The organism is Oerskovia sp. USHLN155, from assembly GCF_037145535.1.
Classification (GTDB): domain Bacteria; phylum Actinomycetota; class Actinomycetes; order Actinomycetales; family Cellulomonadaceae; genus Oerskovia; species Oerskovia rustica.
In genome coordinates this window covers 243,825-267,834 of record NZ_JBBCXG010000003.1, presented here as the reverse complement: position 1 = coordinate 267,834, position 24,010 = coordinate 243,825, and the positions used below count along the sequence as shown (strand labels likewise).

Sequence of the window (24,010 nt, the reverse complement as noted above, 5' to 3'; positions counted from 1 at the left end):
GGTTCAGCTCGCCTTCCGTGCTGTGCGTATGTCGATCTGCCCCGTCACCGCCGCCGTGATCAGCGCCGAGCGCCGCTCCTTGGCGAGGGCGATGTGCTCCTCGGCCTTGGCGATCAGGGCGTCGATTCGGGAGGTCTGCTCGTCGATGTGCTCGACGATCGCGTGCTGCTCGTCGATCGGCGGGATCGGAAGGGGCAGGTTGTCGAGGTCGTTCTGCTTGATCCGCCGGTCGAACGTGGTATTCGAACGGGTGTACAGCCTGTACTGGTCGAAGTACGGCGCGGAACGAAGAACCGCGTGCAGGTACCACGGGTCCAGCGCCTTGGCGATCTCGAACACACGGTAGTCGGGGCTGACGGCACCGCGCTTGTCGGAAACCCCGATCGCTCCGCCGGTAAGCCACATCGGATTGACGACGAGATCACCTGGGCGCGTCACGAAGTACCGCGGGATCGACGCGTCCGAGGCGTTCTGCTGAATCGCCATCGTGGACCGGTCGATAAGAAGTCCCTTCACGGTAAGCGACAGCATGAGCTCGGTGCCGGCGACGTTGCGCTCGTCCCGGGGCGGACAGACGGTCTTGAACCGCTCCACACCCCAGGACCGCGGTGCTCTGGCGAGCCACGGCTCCACCGCCAGCGAGCTTCCCCATCGCTTGACGTCATGCTGTCCTGCCTCCTCGCCCCGGAGGCCTCTCAGCGCCGTCGTCGTGATGACCGCGAGACGGCGCTCACCGAGATGACGGATCAACTCTTCCTGCTTGGCCACGAGCGCGTCGATCTGGGTCGTTTCGTGATCCAGGTAGCCGGCGATGGCGAGCTGCTCGTCGATCGGCGGAATGCCGAAGGGCATATCCGCGATCATGTGTCGCCGCACTGAGTCAACGGTGGACTTCGCGCTGCCGTCGAGCGCCATCAGGTAGAACATGCTCCTGAAGGCGTAGAAGAAGAACTCGGGGGTCACCTCACGGAAGTCGTGAAGCACATACACACGCTGATGCGCCATGAACTTGCCCGATACCAGATGAAACACCTTGGCGACCCCGGCACCATCGCCAGCTGTGAGGACTGCCCTGGTGTCGAACTCCCAGCCAGATGACCGCAGTGGGGTATCCGACCGAACGTAGAACGGATACTGACCGCCGTCCTCGGCGTCCACCGTGTCGCCCGACCCGGTTTGGATCGTGACCAAGTGCCGGCCGCGCACGACTCTCCAATGCGCCGGCAGTTCGTTGAAAGTCGGCCAGTCGGATGACTGATACGCCGGGTAACGAGCACTGCTCACGACTCGACCTCGCGTAGCAAGGTCATAATTTCGCCGACGACCCGTTCGAGGTCTGCGTCGATCTCGTCGAGCGGCCTGGGCGGCTCGTAGGTGTAGAAGTGCCGCGTGAACGGAATCTCGTAGCCCGTCTTCGTCTTGCTCCAGTCAATCCAGGCGTTGTCGACGTGGGGCTTCACCTCGGCGTCGAAGTACGCCTGCACGGTCTCCTCGAGAGCCACGTGCGTCTTGGCATGGCCGCCCCAGCCGAACGAGACGTTCTCCGTGTCGCGCAGAGCAGGGTCGGGCTCAGGCTCGCCCTTGTTCGCTCCCGAGGCGTACACGCATATGTCGGCTGCCTCGTCGTGCACGCCGATGGCCTGCCACAGTGTCTTGCGCTGCGCGGTGGTCAGTCGGACGCCCTGGTCGCCGAGGTGCTTGCCGAGTTCCTTGTTGAACTTCTCCCTGCTCAGGTACGGCGCGTCGCCGAACGACTCGAGCGCCTCGGTCAGCCCGGCGATCTTGCCGAGCGTTTTGTGCTCGGCCACGGCGCTGATCGTCAACAGGTTGCACTCGAACCGCAGCTGGAGCGGGCGCTCCACAGTGACGGTCCAGTAGGCGAAGTCGAGGTTGTCGAAGACCTTCGCCGGCACCTTGGCGTCGTCGTTCTCGCTCTCGGTCCCGTTGAAGGCACGCACGATCGCCTCGCGGCCATTCTCGGCGATCTCCACGCGCTTCGAGCCGATCGACTTGCGCAGCTTCGACCCGAGCCCGGTGGCATCGATCAACTGCACAGTGCCCTCGCGTTCTTCGAGCTTCGAGTTCGACAGCACCCACAGGTAGGTCGCGATGCCGGTGTTGTAGAACATGTCGTTCGGCAGCGCGACGATGGCTTCGACGAGGTCGTTCTCGAGCATGTGGCCGCGGATGTCCGACGGGCCTGAACCAGCTCCCCCGTTGAAGAGCGGGGAGCCGTTGAGGACGATGCCGGCCTTGCCGCCGCGCCCGGTCTCATCGACGTCGCGCATCTTCGAGGCGACGTGCAGCAGGAACAGCATCGCGGCGTCGCCGACGGCCGGCAGGCCCGGGGCGAACCGCCCATGGCCGCCGCGCTCGTGCTCGTTCTTCACATCCGACTCGACGGCCTTCCAGTCGGTTCCGAAGGGCGGATTGGAGAGCACGTAGTCGAACCGCCGGTCCTCGAAGCGGTCGACCACGAGGGTGTCGCCCTGCCGGACGTTCGACGGGTCCTGGCCCTTGATGAGCAGATCCGCCTTGCAGATGGCGTAGGTGCGCGGGTTGATCTCCTGCCCGAACAGCGCCGTGGACGCCTCCGGGTTGAGCCCGTGGAGGTGCTCGTCGGCGACGGTCAGCATGCCGCCGGTGCCGACGGTCGGGTCGTAGATCGACCGCACGGTGCCGCGGTCGCGCAGCGCCTCGGTGTCCTCGGCGTAGACGAGGTCGACCAGGAGCCTCACAACGTCGCGGGGCGTGTAGAACTGGCCCGCCCCATCGTTGGCGGACTCCGCGAACCGGTAGATGAGGTTCTCGAACAAGTCGCCCATGTCGGCGTTCGAGACGGCGTCGGGAGACAGGTCGATCCTGTCGAAGTGGCGGGCGACCTGGGCGAGCCGGTCGCGCTCGTCGAGGGTGCGGATCACGTTCTCGAAGCCGAAGGACTTGAATACGTCCAGGTTCGCGGAGAAGCCGCCGACGTAGTCAATGAGGTTCTCGGCAAGGTTGTCCGGGTCCTGCAGCGCCTTCTCGAGCGTGTAGGCGCTTGTGGTCCAGAACGACAGCCCGGCGCTGTCCTCGGTACGGGTGGCGATCTTCAGGTGCGTGCGCCGCTGCTGCTCACCGGGGTACTTCGCGACGATCTCGGCCATCGCTTCGCGGTGCGCGTCCATCACACACTCCAAGCGGCGCAGCACCGTGAACGGCAGGATCACCGAGCCGTACTCGGCCTCGGCGTAGGGACCGCGCAGCGTGTCAGCCACGCTCCACACAAGACTGGAAAGGACTGACACGACTGACGAATCTCCGTATCTGGTCGAGGCTCGAAGTGCCGGCAGGCCCGGCGATTGAGTTGCGCTGACACCCTAGTCGTGGCAAGCCCCACAGCGCGGGACGTCGGCTGGTGGAGTCGGGCAATCAGCGCCTGCGCAGCGTTACGTCGGTCGCGTCGAGCTTGCGCACCGCGCATGCGGCCAGGCCCACTCGGAGAGCTCTGCGTACTCTACCTGGCACCGCTAGAACGTCTGGCGCGGCTAGCAGCATGTGCAATGTCACGTCACGTCCTCCACCACACCTTCGTCGTCGATGGCGTCCGGCCAGGCCCATTGCCAGGTAGACCTCGACTCACCCAGAGCCCGTGCAATCCGAGCCGTATCGGCCACGCCTCCGTCCGTGCACAGCCCATGGACAGCTCACGGGTCGAGATCGAACTGGAGGCTCATCGAGCGACCGACGACGCGATATCGCTGCAAGCCGCCCAAGGCAAACGGGTTTGGGAGCGGGTAGATACGAGCGTTCTCCAGGTCGGCGACATTGACGACGAACACGATCCGGTACTCCTCATCGTCGGCGAGGTCCTGAGCCCGTCGGACTTCCGACTCCCCTAGCTCGAAGCGCCTGTCGTCGCCCAGGCTCGCCTTGACCTCGATGAGCAGCGTCCGATCGGCGGTCTCAACCCGGAAGTCGAAGCCCAAGCTGTCGTTGCCTATCCCGTCGGCCAGCACGGACTGTCGGTAGCCGGAGACCCATGTGTCGGTCGGCGACAGCTCGAACTGCTCCTCGATCCACCGGCCAACGATCGCTTCGCCCATGAGCCCGATCAGCTTGGTCTTCTCTGGTGGGGCGCCTTGGGCCTGCCAGGCGCCACGTCGGGTGGATGATCCTCGTCGGGACGCCGGTGCGTCGTCCGTTGACGTGATGGCCAGGTCAACCGGGTCGCGCGGGGTCTCGAGAATGCCTTCGTGCACGGAGCGGCGAACGGTCTCGTAGAGGCGCACCATCTCGTCGTTTTCCGCCGTGAACGTCACGTCCTTGAAAGTGAGCGTTGTGGTCGCGCGTCGAGCCGCCTCCTCCCGTTCCTTGATCCTCGCCCGCGCAGCGTCGAGCTCGCTCTGAGCGATCTTGAGTTCCGATGCGGTCGTGAAGCCTGGCATCGCTGCGGGCCACTGACCCTGTGCTTTGAGACGTGCGACGATCTCCGTCGGTGTCAGGCGTCCGAAATCGAGACGTCCCGACGCCGTGACCTCCGCGACGAACTGCGGCACGTCGAGGGGTTTCGTCCCCGAAGTGTCGCCCTCCCCGAACTGCCACGCCGCAATCAGTGCAGGCAGCCGCCCGAGGACGGACCGAAGACTGTTCTGCGCGTCGGCCCGGGTCACGTCAACCGCCGCCATCGCCTCCGCATCCGGGTCGACGCCTGGTGCCTGGGCGTCGAGCCATTGGGTCACATGGTCGTCCATGGTCGCGGCATCCACGGTCCAACGTGTCTTCACCCAGTCAGGATCGACGTCGATGGACGCAAGCTGTCCGGTCAGGCGGACGTAGTCGCTCAGATCCCCGCCGGATCGTGCTGTCGAGACGAACCGGTCGCGGAGTCGGTCGCGCAGCACGGCGCCGCGCTCTTGCAAGTAGGCCCGAAACTGTTGAGCTTGGGCCGCGCCGTTCTCGAGCTCGGCGAGCTGCACGGAACGGAGGTGCTCATTGACGCTGCTGAGGTCGGCGCCCAGCTCGGTGAGCACCTCACCACGGTCAGTGGTGAGGCTGAACCGCAAAACCCGGTCCGCGTCGGCGTCCCCCACGGCGAGGTGGCTCGACAGCCAGTCGCGCAGCGACGCGTCGTCGCGTATTGGCGTCTCCAACTCATGCAGCTCGTACCCGATGGACGGGGCGACACACATCAGAACGAAGACGGTCGCGCTGGTGTCGATGCCGGGATCGGCCAGGTGCAGGACCCCGCGGAGCTCGTGCTCGTCGACCCTGAGGGCCTGCGCGACGGCCGCCGTCGTATCGCCGGACAGGTCGGCCGTGCGCAGGCTGGTGAGCGCGAGGAGCAGCGTGTCGGCCATCGTGCTCGGCGCGCCGAGCAGCTGCACGATGCTGTCGGCGCTCGCCGCGAGCACCTGCCACCCGCTGTCGTCCGCACATCTGACGACGATGACGCCGTCGTCGGGCAGGTACAGCGACGCCGAGTCGGTGAGCGGCACGGCTGCTTCTCCGATGGACACCGTCACGAGGTGGCCGACGACGACCTGCGCCTGTTCGATTCGATCGATCGCGGCCGCGATCACGTTCGGCGTCAGGGGCGGGAAGGCGCTATACCGGAGCTCTAGGAGCCCGACGGCGAGCGACGTTAGCCAGCCAGTCTCAGAATCCAGGAGCTGACGCTTCGGCGTCTGGCTCACCGGAATGCCGTCGACGGTCACGGTCATCGGGGCGTCGGCGACGCTTCGGACGTTGGCCCCCTCGCGCCGGAGCACCTTGAAAACCGCGCGACCCAGTCGAATGTCGCGGATCGGCAGGACGTTCAGCCGGGACGCCTCAATCAGGTTGCGCCGCCGCGAGTCGTCGACGTCGACGACGTAGACGGGTTCGTGATCCGACGTCGTCGGGACGACGCGAAGCTCACGCCGGCTGTACGCCACAACGTCCTTGGGAACTTCGATGAAGCTGGTCTGGTCAACAAGGGCGCTCCAGCCAGCCTCGACGGCCTTCCGTACGGAGAGGGTAGTACGAGGGTCGAGGCCGCCGGCGCGGACCATCTCGGTGAGGTGGTCAAGCCGTTGCCTCGCGGTGTCCGCCCAGTCCCAGATGCGCAAGCCGAGCCGGGCGATGCGCTCCAGGAAGGCGCGCGAATTCACCCGCCGGAGCCGCGCCGGCTGGGCAGGCAAGAAATCGACGGTGTCGATCTCCGCCAACCACCACGACTCGGCGGGTGTCGTGAGCGTGATCGTCGCGCGATCTCCGGGGATGGTCTGTGGCACCCAAGCGGCTGCGGCGAGGAAGGCGGCCAACGGGGTGGGCCACACCGCGCCCACCGGGTCGGTCTGCCTGACGTAACGGACCTCCAGGGCCTCGTCGGGCCACTGGCCCAGACCCAGGACCACGAGTTCGCTGTAAGTCCGTTGCCCCTCGGCGCTGAGCGCTGCGAACTCGGCCTGGCCGGGCAGCACCCACCACCCGCCGCGTGCCCGGTATTCAGTGGAGTACTGCTGGGGAGTACGTCCCGGCCACCTCTCGGCCAACGAGCGCCAGTCGTCGGCATCGAAGCCGATCATAGGGAGGTCTCCAAGGATCTCCGCACCCCGTGGCTTCGTGAGATCCGCGTGATAGCGGGACCGTGGACGCCTCTTAAGGGCGACCGGCCACAGACCGTGCCGCACTCCGATCGCCGCAAGGAACCGACCCAGGTCACTGACGGCGAGATCGTCCGGTTCCGGGAGGAGCTCGTGAGGGGCCCGAAGCAAAGAGTCGCTGTGCAGTTGGAGCTCTGCGCTGCCGTCCCCCGCGTTCGTGAGGAGCCGAACGAGCGCGTTATCGATGTCCACATCCGCGCCGCCCCAGCCAGCTCCGAAACGCGCGTCCGTCGCGCGCGCCCAACCGCTGCGAACGGGAACGTGCAATTCCAGTGCTTCGAGTGTCGCGTCGCTGACTTCTCGCGAACCTCGCCGGTTCAAGGCGAAGGCGAAGAGCAGGCACTCGTGCAGCGACGCGTCATTCTCGTCGGGCGCGGCGGTGAGCTCCTCCATCGTGCGGGACACCGCCTCAAGAACACTCTCAGTGCGGTACTCGCTGACCAACCCATGCCGTGCCAACCACGAGCGGCCGGGACGCTGCGTCGGACGCCCCTCAACTCGGTCCGGCACATCCGGTGCCGCAAAGACGACGCGCGTCCGCAGGACGCCAGGCAACGGGATCGCAGCGGCATCGTCGTCCGTCTGCCTCGGCGCGAAGTACACATGAGGCGAGCCAGCGGCATGGCCTGCCGCAGCAGCCTGACCCGACTCGTCAAGAACGATCGCGCGTCCGGCAAGCGCCTCAGGCGCCGCGTCGATCGCGGCTAGGTCGTCGTAGAAGTCGGCCCACACCTCACCGGCTGTGCCATCCGCCGCCAGGCTCTGGGCAACCGCCTCGACACACGCGGCAAACACCTGCGGCGGCGGTTCGAACACCGCGCCGAACGCCATGCAGAGCTGGCGGACACGGTCGATCCGCCCAGCCGCCAGTGCAGGGTCGACGACGTCGATAACGTCCGTTGCCGCGACAGCATCCACCGTCAGCACGGTTCCCGAATGGGGCCACACGTATGCCGTGTCGATCGCGATCCGTCGTCGCCTACGGCTGAGTGCCGGGATGAACGGCACAGTCCGAAGGCTTCGATCGAGCCGCTTAAGCTCCCCGTCTAGCCGGGCGGGTTCAGCCGTCCACGAGGCAGCGTCGACAAGCACGTCGGACGGAACGTCCGAACTATCGTCGGCGCCGACGTCGAGAAGGGCGGCACACACTCTTGCCACAGAATCAAGGAGCAGCGCGTTGACGGGAACCGACTCCATCAGTGTTCGCCGATCCGCGCGCGATGCGAACGGTGCGTTCACCAGGCCGGGAACCGGGGCCACTGCGTGGTCACCCATCGGAAGGAAGGTGTAGAGGCGCCCGGCGTCGAAGCACTGGTCGAGCGGAAGCGCGACGCTCACCCGGGCGGGCCCCCTCCACGTCAGCCAGTTTTCATTGAGTTGTCCCGCGGCGCAGCTCTCCTCGATCGCCCTCATGAACTCCGCCTCGCTGACGTCGTGTGACGCCACGACATAGTTGTGCCCGTCCCCGAGGCGGCGTTCGAGGACCGTCACGTCGAAGGGAGACAACTGAACGGCCCACGAAACAGGCGCCTCCTCGCGCGTCAGCGTTGTGGCGCGCGGTTCCGCGCCGCCGACAACCTCCAGCGAGACAAGCTCAACTCGCTCGAGGAAGATGTGGAAGGGTACGGTGCTGCTCTCGATCTCGTGAATCTGCGCCAGTGCGCTCTCCAAGGCGTCGGCCGACCGAATCGGAAGCCGGATCACCGTCGACACGGCCTCCTCGGCGAGGCGCTCGACCCGAGCCGGTACCGCACCGTCGATCGGCACCGGTACTCGAAGGCTCGAGAGGCCGGACCGTAGCTCGTCGGCCAACCCGGCGCGCTCCGGTGCCACGCGACGAGCAATCTCGTCGAAGTCGCCCGGTGCTGCGAAGCGAAACCGGTAGCCCGTTAGCCCAGGAATGCGCTCACCTCGCGCGCTGTACACCTCCGGGACCGCCGACAGCTCGCGAACGCTCTTGAAGCCAATGCCCTTGTTCCCGATGCTGTTGTCTGGCCGCTTGGAACTCAGCCCGGTGCCCGCCATCCGGCGAAAGTTCTCGTCGCTGAGAGGTGCGCCACCGTTGACGGCGTACAAGGTGCCGTGCTCGCCTTCATCCACGTCGAGGATGATCCGGAGTTCACCGTCGCGCCGCGACGGGTCGTGTGCATCATGGCCGTTCTGAAGGAGTTCAAGTACCGTCCGGCCTGCGTACTCAGGGCCGATGACGCCCTCGATGAGATCCTTGAGCTCTGTGACGGCTGGGTTGTCCTCGTCGCGGCCCGCGAGGTATAGCCGTGCTTCGGAGTTCGCCCGCTCCTCGACACGCCGCCTGAAGTAGTCAGACGTAGGTGCGTCGATCGTCCCAATACTGGCCTGCTCCAAGGTCCGCCTTTCACCACGTCGTCGCAGCTAGATTCTCCACCATGCGCTGGCCGACTCGCCACGCGTCGCTCGAGCGTCTGGGTCTGCTGCACGACCCGAAGTGTGCAAATGTACGGCTGAAGTGGGACCGCGTCACGGCCATGTGCGTTGCTGCATCCGCCGCCGCCGTTCCCGGAACCGCGCCCGCACAAGCAGTCCGACGCTCGCGATGGCGAGGCCGCTGAACTTGACCGCGTTCCAGAACATGAGCCCGCCGAGCAGGGCGACGCAGCCGTTGTCGGTGGTCTCGTACCAGTCGGTGCACCTCATCATCCCGACGTTGTAGGCGGGCACGAGGACGGCCGCGACGATCCAGGAGCTGAGGTACCAGACCACGGGGATCTCCTTCCCTGGGCCGCGGCGCTCGCACCGACGTCCTGAGTCGGACGGTTAGTCGGGCGCCGGACGCGTCTCCGGAACGGAGCGCCGACCTGTGGAAGACCTCGCGCAGCCGGCACACTGTGGTCCGCGGCTAGATGGCGAGACTGAAACCGGCGGGCTCGAAATCGGCGAGTTCCGACTCAATCGCGGCCAAGTCCGCGACAGTCCGGCCGCTGCTCCACGCGTGCCTGATCCGCACCGACATGTCAGGACCCACGTCGGTGCGTTGTCGGCCGAACCCGCTGTCAATGAGCTCGCGGAACGACTCGCGGCCCGTCACGGACGCGGCATCCACCGCTCGAACGCGGAGCGCGGGGCGCACAGCGCGCGCCTCTTCGAAGAACGCCGGGTGGGTCTGTTCGGTGATGGCCACGTACCAGTGCACCGCGTGCAGGATGCCCTTCGAAGGGACCTACGCCATGCGCGTGTGGTGCGCGACGAAGTAGTAGCGCTCCTTCGCACCGCGCTCCAGGAGCATCGACAGGCCCGTGCCGATCCGGTCGAACGATCGAGAGAGCGCCACGAGTTCGTCGCGGCTCGCGACGGTCTCGACGTCAAGGATCTTCGCCGCGGTGCCCGCGACGGCGGTCTGGCCGCGACCGATGTTGGACAGGGAGGTGCTCGCATCTACCGAGAACGCCGCCGGCAGCCTGCCTGTGCGTGTATCCCCGTGGCCAAGGGCGCGTGTCCCCGGCAGGTTCCTTCTCGTCTTCCCGTGGCGACGTGCGAGACCTGCCAGTAACCCGAGATTGTCCACTACCAAGTCGGAACCCGTCGTGGCGAGGCATACGCGAGCGCACGATCGCGGCGTGTGGGCACGTCGTGTGCCTCATGGCGGGGTGCAATCAGCCGAGCTCGAGTCCCGACGCCAGGGCGTCGTCGAGCTGATCGTCGAGCGTGTCCGCGAGCGCGACCGCGTTGCGCGCCGCAGCGGCAGCATGGGCTGCGTCCCGGCGCCGCGCGATCGTGGTCGGTTCGACGCCGAGCGGTGCGTCGCTGGTGATGCCGTAGCGGTCGCGGTACGAGGCGACGATCTCGACATTGCGGAGCCACCGAACCTGCTGATCGGGGAGGCTCGGCTCCTGTCCGAGGGAACGCACCCACGCCTCGCCCGACCGCACTGCGGTGACTGCGAGGCTCCGGGCGCGGGCCTCCATAAGGTCACGGCGCTCGTCGAGCGCGGCGCGGACGTCGTCGGCCAGATCAACGGCGACGGCGGGAGTCATCCCGACGATGAGCTCGGGATCCAGCGCGAGGTCGGCGACCGCGCGTCCGAGTCGGTAGTGCAGGACGGCCGCCACGTCGTCGGCGTCGTCGAGCCGACGACGCCCGACTGCTTCAGACATCAGCGTGGGGAGGTCTGCTCCCCCGGACTCGGCGCGGCGCATCTCCGCGGCGAGCGACCCGAAAGCGTCGGACGCGATGACGTCGGCGACCACAGCGGCGCCGAGCCCCGCGCCCCGCAGTCCGTCGCGGACGATCGCCTCGTACCGCTCCAGCGTGGCCGCGGTCGCGATCGTCTCGTACTCGGCGGCGACCTGGGCGATGCCGCTCCATTGGTCCTGCTCGGCGGCGATGGTCTGGTGCGCGGACAGCTCGGACCCGGTGTGGTTGAGCACGCCGTAGAGGACAACGACGGCGTCGATGTCGTCGGCCCGTGGCGGAACGTGCAGGCCATCAGGGCGGTCGAGGGCGACGTAGCCCATATTGGCCTCGCGGCCGCGGGTCATGGCGACGTATAGGTTCTCGCGGGTGGTGCCTCCGGTGATCACGACGTGCGCGGTGTCGACGGTCATGCCCTGGGAACGGTGCGCGGTGACGGCGTAGCCGAGCTCGACATGCTCACCCACATACTCGGAAGGCAGGACGACGGAGGCTCCGCGGCGTCGGCCGTGGCGCTGGACCTTGATGGAGCCGTCGGATCGGACGTCGGTGACCTTCCAGCGGTCGCCGTTGCGGACCCAGCCGTCGCGCCCAGTGCGCAGAGCGCGGGCGTTCCGGCGTGTGATGACAAGATCGCCCTCAGAGGCGCGAGCGTCGTCAGTCAGCGCGACGTCCTGTTCCGCGGAGGTCTCGCCGGTCTGGATGCGTTCGGCTCGCGCCCGCTCATTGAGGAGGTGCACGGTCTCGACCGAGTCGGTGATGAGCAGCGCGGTGAGCCCAGCGGTCAGGTCGGCGTGCCAGGCGGCGTACGCGGCGTCGACCATCTCCTCGGTGCTGCCTTCCCGCAGTCGGTCGTGGCGGGCGTAGGTCGCGACGACGTCGGCGCGCCCCGCGCGCACACCGAGGGATGCGGCCTTCTCCCACTCGTGGGTGAAGCGGTGGACCTCGGCGAGCTCGGGCATCTCGTCGCGTACGGAGGCAAGCAGCGAGAAGGCACCACCGGCGCTGACGGACTGGAGCTGCGCCCAGTCGCCGACGAGAAGCACCTTGGCTCCCGCGGGCTTCGGCGCGGGCGGTGATGCGGTCGAGGGTACCCGTGCCGGCCAGGGTGGCTTCGTCGATAATGACGAGCTGGTTGCGGGTGAAGTCGGCGCGCCCGTGGTCGTGTTCGTGAAGCCATTTGGCGGTGTTGTCGCACGCGATGCCGAGGTCTTCGGCGAGCACCGCGGCGGCGGCAGCGGACGGCGCGAGGCCGACGACGGAACTGTGCCCGTGCGCAGCGGTCCAGGCGGCCAGGAGCGCGCGCATCGCGGTGGTCTTGCCCGCTCCCGCCGGGCCGACGAGCAGATCGAGCTGGCGTGCCGACGTCGCGATTGCGCTGAGCGCTCGGCGCTGTTCGGCGGACAGCAGGCGCCCGTCGTGACGACGGGTGAGCACGCTTTCGACGACGTCGGCGTCGACCGTGGGCGCTGTGATGTTCCCGGCGCGGTCGAGCAGGTGGTCCTCGGCGGCGAGCATCTCGGTGGACGAGAAGACGGCGCCATGCTTGGGCCGGAAGACGCTCGACCCGTCGGGCCGCGTGATATTCGGCGGGCTCGACGCGAGCTCGGGCGGGGTCACGGCGACGGACCGGCACCGGGCGGCGTCGACGATCCGGGCGACGATACGTTCGCGGTCGTCAATCGTCACGAACCGCCAGCCCATAGTCTGGCGGGAGGCTTCAGCCCACAGGTTCCAGTGTCGCCAGGTCGAGCGCTTCTCCGAAACACTGGCCACGACACGCTGGCCGATCTCGCTCACGAGATCGGGATCGAGGAGGTCCGCGCTGAGCTGCGCTCCCCCGCGGCTGCCGGTCAGTTCGCCCGCCCACTCGGTCGGGTCACCACCGATGATTGCGCTGGCGCGTTGCCGCCATTCGGCGGTGAGGTCCTCGAGGAAGCGGATCTCCTTGTCGGGACGGGTCGCGAGCGTGGCCTGGGCGCGCATCTTCACGACCTGCCGAGGCGTGGGCTGTCGTTCGTGTGCGACGACGAACTCAGCGATGAGGCTGTGCTTCTCGACGTCGATCTCGCGCGAGCGGCTGGCGAACTCTGCGACGAGGGCCTCGCTGACGCCACTGATCTCCCACTTGTCGGACCGGTCGATGCCCGGGCGTCGGCGGCGGTCCCAGCCGACTCCGAGGACGGCGGTGAGCCGGTCGGCCAGGACGGCGTTGTAGTACTCGCTCAGCGCGACGACCGAGGCGTGGATCGGCTGCCCGTCGAGGGTCCGCCACTTGCCGTCCGTCGCGGTCCTGGCCTTGTTCGAGACGACGACGTGCGTGTGAAGCTGCGGATCGCCGGCCCGTGAGTCGTAGTGGTCGTACGCGGTCACCGCGACGCCGACGATGTCGACACGAGCGACGAGTCCGTTGCCGCTGTCGGCGCCCACGCGGGTGCCCGCGACCTCGCGTTCGAAGAAGGCGAGCACTTGCTCGACGGCGGCATGGTGTGCCTCGATGATCGTCGTTTGGGTGGCGGCGTCGGCCACGCCCCACAGCACCGAGACGGACTTCGGGACGGAGAAGGTGAGGCCGAACCCGGCGACCGCTCGGCGGGTTCCGCGGGCGGTCTCCTCGCCCTCGACCCGCGCGACGGCGGCCGCGCGCTCGATCCCCGACAGGTCGGGGTCAAGCTTGGCGACGCGATCGGCGATGCGTTCGACGAGCGGCGCGTAGTTCGGGAACTGTCGCCCGAGCGCTTCGGCGGTGATCGGGTCGCGCCCTTCGCCCAGGAGGTTCTGGAGCTGGGCGGCAGTGACGGTGTCGCCGGGAGCGAGCTCTCCGTTGCCGAACTCGCTGACACCGGATCCCATCCATGTCCCGGGAGGTGTGCCGGCCTCCGCGTAGTAGCGCGTCAGAGGCGTGGCCAGCGATCGGTCGCCGTCACCGGACACGACCGTGCGCAGCAGGTAGGCGACGCCGTCACCGGCCCTGAGCACGTGCATCGAGACGGTCATCGGCACACCTCCAGCCAGGAGGTGTTCGCGATTCTCCGAGCGCAGGAAGTCCCCAGTCGACTACATGTCGAGATTGGCCCGCCGACCTCGCCCGACGCAGTTGCGTCGGCCGCCATTGTGGGCCTGTCCGCCTCGACTGCAAGACGTGTGACCGCTCGATCGGGGGTGCGACCTCGGAGGGGATACACGGGCTTGGAGCGGGCTTCGTCGCCTCGGCCGACAGCAAAGAGGTGCGGCTGACGGCGTGGGCCCGGCACAGCGGACATCGAGCGTGCGCGCGGGACTCGCCTGTTCGACGTCGTGGGGCTAGAGGCACACCTCCATGTCGTGGAGGCCGATTTCCTACTCACATCGGATGTCATGCCCGCCCTGCCGCCCTTGCCGGGCGGCGTGATCGGGCCCACACTGTTGTGGTTCGTCCCCGGACCGGTGAACCGGCCGAGGGACGTCACATCCTGCGGGAACGAAGGTGTTCTCAGAGGAAGGCTCGGTAGTGGCCGTTCGTGGAGGTCGCGTTAGTGCGGTAGCGACAGCACTCATGGTGCTTGCCGGCGCTGCGGCGTGCTCGGGCCAGCCCGACAACTCCCCCACGCCAAGCCCGACAGTCTCCGAATCGACGGAGTCCTTCACGTCCAGCCCAACCCCGACGTCGGAGACCGAGGCTGCTTCAGCGAACGCCGAAGCGCTCGTCAACGAGTACTACGCGGTCCTCGATCGGTTCGGCGCGCGGCCCGCCACCGACGCTGCCGAACTCGAGTCCGTGGCGATAGACAAGGATCTGGACGTCCGGGAGAGCCAGTTCTCGAGCTGGGCCCGCGACGGTTGGACTCAGACCGGCAGTACCCGGCTCTCCGTCGTCGAGGTGCAGTCGGTGAACCTCGACAACTCCGACCCCAGCGCGGGCCGCGTGCCGACCGTCGAGGTCGATGTGTGTTTCGACGTCTCGGGTGTCGACGTCGTCGACGGTAGTGGTATCTCCGTCGTCACTGTCGAACGGCCAGATACTGGCTGGATTCGCCACACCGTCAGTAACCGCACCTGGGAATCCGATCCCGTGGACGGATGGCGAGTGTCGACGAGCGTGGATCTCGAGCAGCCGCCATGCGAAGCCACCGACTGACGAATGCGATCCTCCTCCTGCTCGCCGTCGCGAGCCTGACGATCCTCGCCCCGGGGACCGCCCAGGCGGAACCTGTCTGCGAACTGACAGACCCGGCCACGGGCACCTGTCTCGTGTGGGTGCAGCCAGATCCCCAGCAACCGGCCGAGCCGGTAGCTGATGGCAGCGACAGCCCTGGCGGTGGCTCGGGCACGTCCACGCGGACTTGCACCTACGGCGGTTCCGAGGTGCCGTGCAGCGTCGACGGCTACACCTGGGACGCGTCACGGATGTGCTATGCGCAGGTAGCCGACCCGCAGCCGGCGGCCGACGACCCGGCGTGGGAGGGCAACACCGACGGCGTGATCATCGCGTGCGTGCCGCCCTACTGCGTGGTCGAGGGCATCGGCATTGACGACTGCTACATCGACCTCTACTGGGCGCCCGGCGCCCCGGCGGCCGGTCCGTCACCCGGTGAGCTCGCCGATCGCGCCGTGGACTCGATGAACCTGCATGCGATCGAGATCGGCATCGTGCCGGAGCCCGGTCCGGACTCGATCGGCCTGGTCGGGATGCCGGTGTGGATGTGGGCCTCGGACCCCGGTCCGTCGACGACCGGCCCGATCACGGCGTCGGCATCGGCGGGCGGCATCACCGTGACCGCCACCGCACGACTCGAGGACATCACCTGGGACATGGGCGACGGCAACACCGTCGCGTGCGCGGGTCCCGGGACTCCGTACAACGCGAATCGCGGACGTGAGCCGTCTCCTGACTGCGGCCACGTCTACACGACCTCGAGTGCGGGGAAGCCGGGTGACGGGTTCACCGTCTCGGCGAGCTCGGACTGGGTCATCACCTGGACTGGTGGGGGCCAATCCGGGAACATCCGCCTGGACGGGCTGGCTCAGTCCGTCCAGATCGCGGTCGGGGAAGCGCAGGTGCTCGTGACCCGCTGACACGAGCACCGCCACACAGCAAGGGGCGGAGCATGACCAGTACAACTTCACGACCACGCGAGGCCCCGGACGAGACAGCGCCACCTCCGTCGCCGCTTCCGCGGATGCGACGACGTCCTGCCCTCGCGATCGCAGCCCTTGTCGCCGCGGTCCTCGGTGCGTTGGGGATCGCGTGGCTCTGGACGTCGTCGAACGAGGCAACCCAGGTCATCGTCGTGACTGCCGATGTCCCGCGCGGAGCGGCCATCCAGGCATCGGATCTCGCGACCGCGCGCGTCACGCTGGACCCCCTGCTCGCGCCGATCCCTGCCGCACGAGCCGACGAACTCGTCGGGCAGCGGGCATCGGCTCCCCTGACGGCCGGGACGCTGATGACCGAGTCGATGGTGGAGCCGGAGACGCTGCCCGGTGAGGGGGCGTCGCTGGTGCCAGTGGCGTTGCCGCCGGAGCAGGCGCTCGGACTCGATCTGGAGGTCGGCGACCGCGTGAAGGTGGTCATGACGACGCCGTCTGGGCAAGAGGCCGGGGGCAACCCGCCATTTACGTCGGCCGAGGTTGCCGGTGTCACCGCCTCCCCCGACACCGGCACAACAGTGGTCTCGCTCCTCGTCCCCGACGTCGACGGTCCGGTATTGGCGGACCGGGTCGCGGCCGGGAACTTCTACCTCGTCCTCGACTCGCGCGAGGTGGACTGATGGCCGTCATCACACTGTGCTCGGCGTCGGGCGCCCCCGGGGTCACGACGACGGCGGTTGCGCTGGCGATGAACTGGCCGCGCCCGGTGCTCCTTGTCGAGGCCGACCCGCGCGGGACGAACGGACTGCTGGCCGGGATGTTCCGCGGCTACCAGGAGTACGAGACGGGCTTGCTCGACGTTGCAGCGTCGCCCCTGGCGATGTACGACGCCGTCCGGGATGCGGTACACCACGTCGAGGGCACGACAGTGAGCTACCTCGTCGGCACGCAGAGCCACACGCAGGCAGCCGGGCTGCGGGATCTGTGGGCGCCCCTCGGGGAGGAGCTCGCGGACCTGGAGCGCGCCGGGCAGGACGTGATCGTCGACGCCGGAGCGCTCGGTCTTCCCGGATCTCCCGAGCCGCTGCTCGCATGGGCGGACCTCAGCCTCCTGGTCACCCGGACGCACCTGCCGGCCTTGTCCGCCGCACGACCGTGGGTCGAACAGCTCGGTTCGAGCACTGCGTGGCGACAGCCCGCCGTCGGCGCCTCCCAGATCCCCTGGGCGATGACGGTGTGCGTCCGCGCGAGCCACGCTCGGGCATCTGTCTTCGTCTGGAACGTCAGCGCCTTGTCGTCCGCAGTACGAGCCGTGTAGGTCCGCCCGTCCGGGGCCGGATAGCGCACCTGCCACCGGCCCGAGGGCAACTTCCGCAGGCTCCCCCATGCCTCTCGTGGCCCGGTCATCGCGTCCTCCGTGGGCTCGCGGGGACGGCGATACGTTGTCGTGCCACTCCGTGCCACGAATCGCGTGCCACTCGCAGAATCCGCAGAATTCCGCGGCCTGCGAGCCATCACACACGGCAGCTGTGGCACGAAGTGGCATGACCTCGATGGCATGCCGACCCAGAATCGATGCCGGCGGGGTACCCCGTCGACGCCTCTCAGGTGTGCGCGTGCCACCTGCGTGCCACTCCGAACGAGTACTGCTGACCATCTCTGACCTCCTGTGTATCGACCACGGAGGCACGCAAACAGGCCCGGAACCGCGAGATTCCGCGGTTCCGGGCCTGTGATCAGCCTGTTCAGGAGAACTGGCTCCCGAGGAGTCTCAGAAGTCCCAGTCGTCGTCCTCGGTGTTCACGGCCTTGCCGATCACGTAGGACGAGCCCGAGCCGGAGAAGAAGTCGTGGTTCTCGTCGGCGTTCGGGGACAGCGCGGACAGGATCGCCGGGTTGACGTCGGTCTCGTCCTTGGGGAACAGCGCCTCGTAGCCCAGGTTCATGAGGGCCTTGTTGGCGTTGTAGCGCAGGAACTTCTTGACGTCCTCGGTCAGCCCGACACCGTCGTAGAGGTCGGCCGTGTACTGGACCTCGTTCTCGTAGAGCTCGAAGAGCAGCTCGTACGTGTAGGCCTTCATCTCGTCGCGCTCCTCGGGGCTGAGCTTCTCGAGCCCCTTCTGGAACTTGTAGCCGATGTAGTACCCGTGCACGGCCTCGTCGCGGATGATGAGGCGGATCAGGTCAGCGGTGTTCGTGAGCTTGGCCCGGCTCGACCAGTACATCGGGAGGTAGAAGCCCGAGTAGAACAGGAAGGACTCGAGGAGCGTGCTCGCGACCTTGCGCTTGAGCGGCGAGTCGCCCTTGTAGTACTCCATGACGATCTCGGCCTTGCGCTGGAGGTTGGGGTTCTCCTCCGACCAGCGGAACGCCTCGTCGATCTCGCGCGTCGAGCACAGCGTCGAGAAGATCGACGAGTAGCTCTTGGCGTGCACGGACTCCATGAAGGCGATGTTGGTGTACACGGCCTCCTCGTGCGGGGTGATCGCGTCCGGGATGAGCGACACGGCGCCCACGGTGCCCTGGATGGTGTCCAGGAGCGTGAGGCCGGTGAAGACGCGCATGGTGAGCGTCTTCTCCTCCTCGGTGAGCGTGGCCCAGCTCTGGATGTCGTTGGAGACCGGCACCTTCTCGGGGAGCCAGAAGTTCCCGACGAGCCGGTCCCAGACCTCGGCGTCCTTGTCGTCCTCGAGACGGTTCCAGTTGATCGCGGACACGCGATCGATGAGTTTGAGCTTCCCTGTGGGGGACATCGACAACTTCTCTCTCCAACGCCCGGATCCGGGCCGGGGCACGAACAACACTCAGTAGTCAGCATCTCTCGTCCTGGCCGCACGTGGCGACACCTGGACGAGAGACAGCGGCAGCTGCGGAGGGGGCGCGGGTCGTGGTCGGGTCTGGCGGGAGGCCGTGAGGAACGAACGGCCGGATGGCAGACCCGCGCCCCCTCCGCAGAGGCCGCGAAACCTGGGCGATTGCCTCAGGCAATCACAGCATGCAGGAGACGCAACCCTCGACCTCGGTGCCCTCGAGCGCGAGCTGACGCAGGCGGATGTAGTACAAGGTCTTGATGCCCTTGCGCCAGGCGTAGATCTGCGCGCGGTTGACGTCGCGCGTGGTCGCGGTGTCCTTGAAGAACAGCGTGAGGCTCAGCCCCTGGTCCACGTGCTGCGTCGCGGCGGCGTACGTGTCGATGATCTTCTCGTAGCCGATCTCGTACGCGTCCTGGTAGTACTCCAGGTTGTCGTTCGTCAGGTAGGGCGCCGGGTAGTAGACGCGCCCGATCTTGCCCTCCTTGCGGATCTCGATCTTCGAGGCGACCGGGTGGATCGACGACGTGGAGTTGTTGATGTAGGAGATCGAGCCGGTCGGCGGGACGGCCTGGAGGTTCTGGTTGTAGATGCCGTGCTCCTTGACGGACGCGGCGAGCGCCTTCCAGTCCTCCTGCGTGGGGATGTGCACGCCGGCGGTCTCGAACAGCTCCTTGACGCGCGGCGTCGCGGGCTCCCACACCTGGGTCGTGTACTTCTCGAAGTACTCGCCCGAGGCGTACGTCGAGTCCTCGAACCCGCCGAACGCACGGCCGCGCTCGATCGCGAGGCGGTTGCTCGCGGCGATCGCGTGGTAGGCCACGGTGTAGAAGTAGATGTTCGTGAAGTCGATGCCTTCTTCGGAGCCGTAGAACACGCGCTCACGTGCGAGATAGCCGTGCAGGTTCATCTGCCCGAGGCCGATCGCGTGGCCGGACTCGTTGGCGCGCTTGATCGACGGGACGGACTCGATGCTCGTCTGGTCGGACACGGCCGTCAAGGCACGGATCGCGGTGTCGATCGTCTTGGCGAAGTCCGGCGAGTCCATCGTCTTGGCGATGTTGAGCGAGCCCAGGTTGCACGAGATGTCGCGGCCGACGTGGTCGTACGACAGGTCCTCGTTGTACGTCGAGGGCGTCGAGACCTGGAGGATCTCGGAGCACAGGTTCGAGTGGGTGATGCGGCCCTTGATGGGGTTCGCCTTGTTCACCGTGTCCTCGAACATGACGTACGGGTAGCCGGACTCGAACTGGAGCTCGGCGAGGGTCTGGAAGAACTCGCGCGCCTTGATCTTGGTCTTGCGGATGCGTGCGTCGTCGACCATCTCGTCGTACTTCTCCGAGACCGAGATGTCGGCGAAGGGCTTGCCGTAGACGCGCTCGACGTCGTACGGCGAGAAGAGGTACATGTCCTCGTTCTTCTTCGCCAGGTCGAACGTGATGTCGGGGATGACGACGCCGAGGGACAGCGTCTTGATGCGGATCTTCTCGTCGGCGTTCTCACGCTTGGTGTCGAGGAACCGCATGATGTCGGGGTGGTGCGCGTGCAGGTAGACGGCACCGGCACCCTGGCGGGCCCCGAGCTGGTTCGCGTAGGAGAAGGAGTCCTCGAGGAGCTTCATCACGGGGATGACGCCCGAGGACTGGTTCTCGATGTGCTTGATCGGGGCGCCGTGCTCACGGATGTTGCTCAGGAGCAGGGCGACGCCGCCGCCGCGCTTGGAGAGCTGCAGCGCGGAGTTGATGCCGCGCGCGATGGACTCCATGTTGTCCTCGATGCGCAGCAGGAAGCAGGACACGGGCTCGCCGCGCTGCGCCTTGCCGATGTTGAGGAACGTCGGGGTCGCGGGCTGGAAGCGGCCTGCGACGATCTCCTCGACGATGTCGAGCGCGGTCTGCTCGTTGCCGTCCGCGAGGCCGAGCGCGACCATGGACACGCGGTCCTCGAAGCGCTCGAGGTACCGCTTGCCGTCGAACGTCTTGAGCGTGTACGAGGTGTAGTACTTGAACGCACCGAGGAACGTGTCGAAGCGGAACTTCTTGGAGTACGCGAACTCGAAGAGCGACTTGACGAAGGCGCGGTCGTACTTGGCGAGGACCGCGGGGTCGTAGTACTTGTTCTCGACCAGGTAGTCGAGCTTCTCCTCGAGGCTGTGGAAGAAGACCGTGTTCTGGTTCACGTGCTGCAGGAAGTACTGGCGCGCAGCCTGGCGGTCCTTGTCGAACTGGATCTCGCCGTCGGGGCCGTACAGGTTGAGCATCGCGTTGAGTGCGTGGTAGTCGAGCTCGACTCCCGCAGCCACCGTGCTCACGCTGGAATCCGTGACTGTCGTTGCCAAAATCGTCCCAATCCGTCGCGGACGCGCTCGACGTCCTCGGCTGTTCCAAGAAGCTCGAAGGCGTACAGGTAGGGCACCTGGCACTTCGAGGAGATGATGTCGCCGGCGATGCAGTAGGCAGCGCCGAAGTTGGTGTTGCCCGCGGCGATCACGCCGCGGATCAACGACCGGTTGTGTGCGTCGTTCAAGAACTTGATGACCTGGCGGGGCACTGCCCCGCCCTCGTTGCCGCCGCCGTACGTCGGGATCATCAGGACGTACGGCTCGTCGACCCGCAGGAACTCGTCCTTGGGTCGCAGCGGGATGCGGTGGACCGACTGGCCGCGGTCCTCGAGGCCCAGCCTCTGGACGAACCGGTGCGTGGTGTCCGAGACGCTGGAGAAGTAGACGAGCGATCCCATGTCACACCTCGCAGCGGGGACCGGAGGGACGAGCTGCTCAGGCGACGGGAGCGACCTTCGCCGCGAGTGCGTTGATCTGGTCGGGGCGGAAGCCCGACCAGTGGTCGTCGCCCGCGATGACGACGGGTGCCTGCAGGTAGCCGAGGCCGCGGACCAGCTCGAGCGCCTCGGCGTCCTGGCTGATGTCCACGACCGAGTACTCGATGCCCTTCTTGTCGAGGGCGCGGTAGGTCGCGTCGCACTGAACGCAAGCCGGCTTGCTGTAGACCGTGATGCTCATCTGGTCAGTCTCCTCGTGTAGGGGATCGGTCTTCCACGGGTCTCGGGTGGACTCCGCGAAGGGTCCTGACCTCGAAGAACACTGGTGGAACTACGATCGTGTGATGTGCCCGAGGAGATGATGCGCTCCCTGGTGCTGACCACTATACCTAGTGGGCGGGCTTGGCGCTCGGCACTAGATGTCGTGGTCGGGTGATTCTGGTCGCCTCATCCTCGGGGCCCCTCGGAGTGTGCTACAAGTACGGATCCATCCTCCCAGGAGGCACTGACAGGACCCGCCGGACGTCGTCGTCCACCGCTCGTCCGCACCTCGATCCGCACGCTCTCGCGGCCCCGGCGACTTCTCCACAGGCTGTGGAGGATCGTCGTCCACACGCTGTGGGGAGCCGGACCGCTCTCGTCGTCGGGGCTTGCGGATCGTCGAGGGACCCTGCCGAGCACCGAGGGGCACGCCGCGAAGCGGACAAGCCGGGCAGAAAATTCTCAGGCGTGTCGTGTCCGCTCGGCGTGTCGCGCGGATCCGGTCGGGCTGCGACAAAGATCACCGGCTCCCCGTCGGCACCGTCCGGGGCACAGCGCACGACGTCCGGGCCTTCCCCTCTCAGGAAGGCCCGGACGTCCGCGGTCGGGACGTTCCGCCGGGGTCAGACCTCGTCGACCCCGGGCAGCACCGACGTCGTCGCGAGCCGGCGGTACCAGTGGGCCGAGTCCTTCCACGTCCGCTCGAGCGTGTCGTAGTCGACCCGGATGATCCCGAAGCGGCGGTCGTAGCCGTAGCCCCACTCGAAGTTGTCGAGCAGCGACCACGCGAAGTACCCGCGCACGTCGGCGCCCGCGTCGATCGCGGGCCCGACCGCGTCGATGTGGTCGTGCAGGTACGCCACGCGGCGGTCGTCGTGGACCCGGGCGGTCCCGTCGCCGTCGACGCTGACCTCGTCGTCGAAGGCCGCACCGTTCTCGGTGACCATGAGCGGCTGGTCGGGGTAGGCCTGGTGCACCGAGAGCAGCAGCTCGGTCATGCCCGCGGGCTCGATGTTCCAGCCCATCGCCGTGTAGGGGCCGGGCTGCTGGACGAACTCGACGTCGTCGACCCCGATCCACGGGCTGTGGCTCGACGCGCCGTGGCCGTCGCTCTCGGACCGCTCACCGTTCCCGGAGAAGTGCCGGACGCGCACGGTCGAGTAGTAGTTGACGCCGAGGATCGACAGCGGCTGGCGCACGAGCTCCAGGTCGCCGTCCTGGACGAACGACCAGTCGCTGACGTGCGCGGTGTCCGCGAGCAGGTCCGCGGGGTAGGCGCCGTCGAGCAGCGGGCCGAGGAACGCCCGGTTGGCGAGCGCGTCGATCTTCCGCACGGCGTCGAGGTCTGCGTCCGAGGTGGGGTCGTCGGGCCGGATGACGTGCAGGTTGAGGGTCACCGAGGTCTTGGCGTCCTCGCCCAGCTCGTCACGGATCGCGCGGCACGCGAGCCCGTGAGCGAGGTTGAGGTGGTGCACGGCCGCGAGCGCCGCGACGGGCTCGGTGCGGCCGGGGGCGTGCACGCCCGACCCGTAGCCGAGGTAGGCCGAGCACCAGGGCTCGTTGAGCGTGGTCCACACGTCGATGCGGTCGCCGAGCTCGCGGGCCATCCGGCGCGAGTACTCCGCGAACGCGGAGGCGGTCTCGCGGTTCGCCCAGCCGCCACGGTCCTCGAGCTCCTGCGGGAGGTCCCAGTGGTAGAGCGTCACGACGGGCTTGACCCCGGCCTCGAGGAGCGCGTCCACGAGCCGCGAGTAGAACGCGATGCCCTCGGGGTTGAACTCCCCTGTCCCGCCGGGCTGGACGCGCGACCAGGAGATGGAGAAGCGGTACGCCCCGAGCCCGAGCTCCTTGATGTGCTGCACGTCCTCGGCCCACCGGTGGTAGTGGTCGTCGGCGACGTCCCCGGTGTCGCCGCCCAGGGTGCGGCCGGGCGTGTGGGAGTAGGTGTCCCAGATGGAGGGGCCGCGGCCGCCCTCGGCGGCGGCTCCTTCGATCTGGTAGGCGGCGGTGGCCGATCCCCAGAGGAAGTCGGTCGGGAAGGCCCGCCGTGCGGGCTGCGCTGCGGACGGTGCGGGGTCGGCGTCCTGCCGGGTGGCGACGGTGCTCACGGTGTTCCTTCGGTCGGTCGTCGGGTGGATGGTCTGACGGAGCGTGGAAGCGCTCTCACGTATCGATTCGATCAGCGTACCCACGCTGCCGGGCGACGTCGAGGGCAGGTGGTGAGCGGGGGGGGGGGGGGGGGGGGGGGGGGGGGGGCGGGGGGGCGCGCCGCCCCCCGCCGCCGCCCCCCCCCCCCCCC

The 24,010-nt window shown here is 67.6% G+C and carries 15 protein-coding genes and 2 pseudogenes; 4 read left to right on the top strand and 13 right to left on the bottom strand.

Features of this window, described 5'->3' with window-relative positions:
• Positions 1-3: 3 nt before the first annotated feature.
• The 8 genes and pseudogenes from WFH32_RS06030 to mobF all read right to left on the bottom strand — a co-directional run.
• On the bottom strand, positions 4-1,284 hold the full coding sequence (locus tag WFH32_RS06030; RefSeq protein WP_336706501.1) for a restriction endonuclease subunit S: 1,281 nt from the start codon (positions 1,282-1,284) through the stop codon (positions 4-6).
• Entirely contained in the window at positions 1,281-3,287 is a 2,007-nt protein-coding gene (locus WFH32_RS06025) for a type I restriction-modification system subunit M (protein ID WP_336706500.1), read from the bottom strand. Before WFH32_RS06025 ends, WFH32_RS06030 begins: the two co-directional genes overlap by 4 nt.
• Before the next feature lie 399 nt (positions 3,288-3,686).
• Positions 3,687-8,990 (bottom strand): sacsin N-terminal ATP-binding-like domain-containing protein, encoded by a 5,304-nt coding sequence (locus WFH32_RS06020; protein WP_336706499.1) that lies wholly within the window; start codon positions 8,988-8,990, stop codon positions 3,687-3,689.
• A 132-nt stretch (positions 8,991-9,122) separates the two neighbouring features.
• The gene (locus WFH32_RS06015; RefSeq protein WP_336706498.1) at positions 9,123-9,365 is read right to left on the bottom strand and encodes a hypothetical protein; all 243 of its coding nucleotides are present in this window, start codon (positions 9,363-9,365) and stop codon (positions 9,123-9,125) included.
• 136 nt (positions 9,366-9,501) lie between these two features.
• Positions 9,502-9,795 carry a hypothetical protein gene (locus WFH32_RS06010; protein ID WP_336706497.1) on the bottom strand — a complete coding sequence of 98 codons (294 nt, stop codon included), beginning with the start codon at positions 9,793-9,795 and terminating at the stop codon, positions 9,502-9,504.
• A 460-nt stretch (positions 9,796-10,255) separates the two neighbouring features.
• Positions 10,256-11,617, bottom strand: coding sequence for a hypothetical protein (locus WFH32_RS06005; RefSeq protein WP_336706586.1), 1,362 nt, complete (start codon positions 11,615-11,617; stop codon positions 10,256-10,258).
• A gap of 69 nt (positions 11,618-11,686) precedes the next feature.
• A pseudogene (locus tag WFH32_RS06000) lies at positions 11,687-11,839 on the bottom strand (AAA family ATPase); the annotation flags it as partial.
• A gap of 61 nt (positions 11,840-11,900) precedes the next feature.
• Positions 11,901-13,778 (bottom strand): annotated as a pseudogene (gene mobF, locus WFH32_RS05995) (MobF family relaxase); the annotation flags it as partial.
• Between the two features lie 550 nt (positions 13,779-14,328).
• On the opposite strand from mobF, the gene WFH32_RS05990 reads away from it, so the two are divergent.
• The 4 genes from WFH32_RS05990 to WFH32_RS05975 all read left to right on the top strand — a co-directional run bounded on the left by WFH32_RS05990 (position 14,329) and on the right by WFH32_RS05975 (position 17,181).
• On the top strand, positions 14,329-14,910 hold the full coding sequence (locus WFH32_RS05990) for a hypothetical protein (RefSeq protein ID WP_336706495.1): 582 nt from the start codon (positions 14,329-14,331) through the stop codon (positions 14,908-14,910).
• Entirely contained in the window at positions 14,853-15,848 is a 996-nt protein-coding gene (locus WFH32_RS05985) for a hypothetical protein (RefSeq protein ID WP_336706494.1), read from the top strand. Before WFH32_RS05990 ends, WFH32_RS05985 begins: the two co-directional genes overlap by 58 nt.
• Before the next feature lie 104 nt (positions 15,849-15,952).
• Positions 15,953-16,543 (top strand): SAF domain-containing protein, encoded by a 591-nt coding sequence (locus tag WFH32_RS05980; protein WP_336706492.1) that lies wholly within the window; start codon positions 15,953-15,955, stop codon positions 16,541-16,543.
• On the top strand, positions 16,543-17,181 hold the full coding sequence (locus tag WFH32_RS05975; protein ID WP_336706491.1) for a hypothetical protein: 639 nt from the start codon (positions 16,543-16,545) through the stop codon (positions 17,179-17,181). The genes WFH32_RS05980 and WFH32_RS05975 overlap by 1 nt, the downstream gene beginning before the upstream one ends.
• Before the next feature lie 453 nt (positions 17,182-17,634).
• Here the strand turns inward: WFH32_RS05975 and nrdF are convergent, their stop codons facing one another.
• From nrdF to WFH32_RS05950, 5 genes are all read right to left on the bottom strand, one after another.
• Positions 17,635-18,615, bottom strand: coding sequence for a class 1b ribonucleoside-diphosphate reductase subunit beta (nrdF, locus tag WFH32_RS05970; protein WP_030149937.1), 981 nt, complete (start codon positions 18,613-18,615; stop codon positions 17,635-17,637).
• 235 nt (positions 18,616-18,850) lie between these two features.
• Positions 18,851-21,010, bottom strand: a complete 2,160-nt coding sequence (nrdE, locus tag WFH32_RS05965; RefSeq protein ID WP_377679149.1) for a class 1b ribonucleoside-diphosphate reductase subunit alpha — start codon at positions 21,008-21,010, stop codon at positions 18,851-18,853.
• Positions 20,980-21,411 carry a class Ib ribonucleoside-diphosphate reductase assembly flavoprotein NrdI gene (nrdI, locus tag WFH32_RS05960; RefSeq protein WP_138823559.1) on the bottom strand — a complete coding sequence of 144 codons (432 nt, stop codon included), beginning with the start codon at positions 21,409-21,411 and terminating at the stop codon, positions 20,980-20,982. Before nrdI ends, nrdE begins: the two co-directional genes overlap by 31 nt.
• Before the next feature lie 37 nt (positions 21,412-21,448).
• Positions 21,449-21,691 carry a glutaredoxin-like protein NrdH gene (nrdH, locus tag WFH32_RS05955; RefSeq protein ID WP_030149940.1) on the bottom strand — a complete coding sequence of 81 codons (243 nt, stop codon included), beginning with the start codon at positions 21,689-21,691 and terminating at the stop codon, positions 21,449-21,451.
• 643 nt (positions 21,692-22,334) lie between these two features.
• A complete protein-coding gene (locus WFH32_RS05950; RefSeq protein WP_336706489.1) occupies positions 22,335-23,819 on the bottom strand; it encodes a GH1 family beta-glucosidase in 1,485 nt (494 codons plus the stop codon).
• Positions 23,820-24,010: the final 191 nt, after the last annotated feature.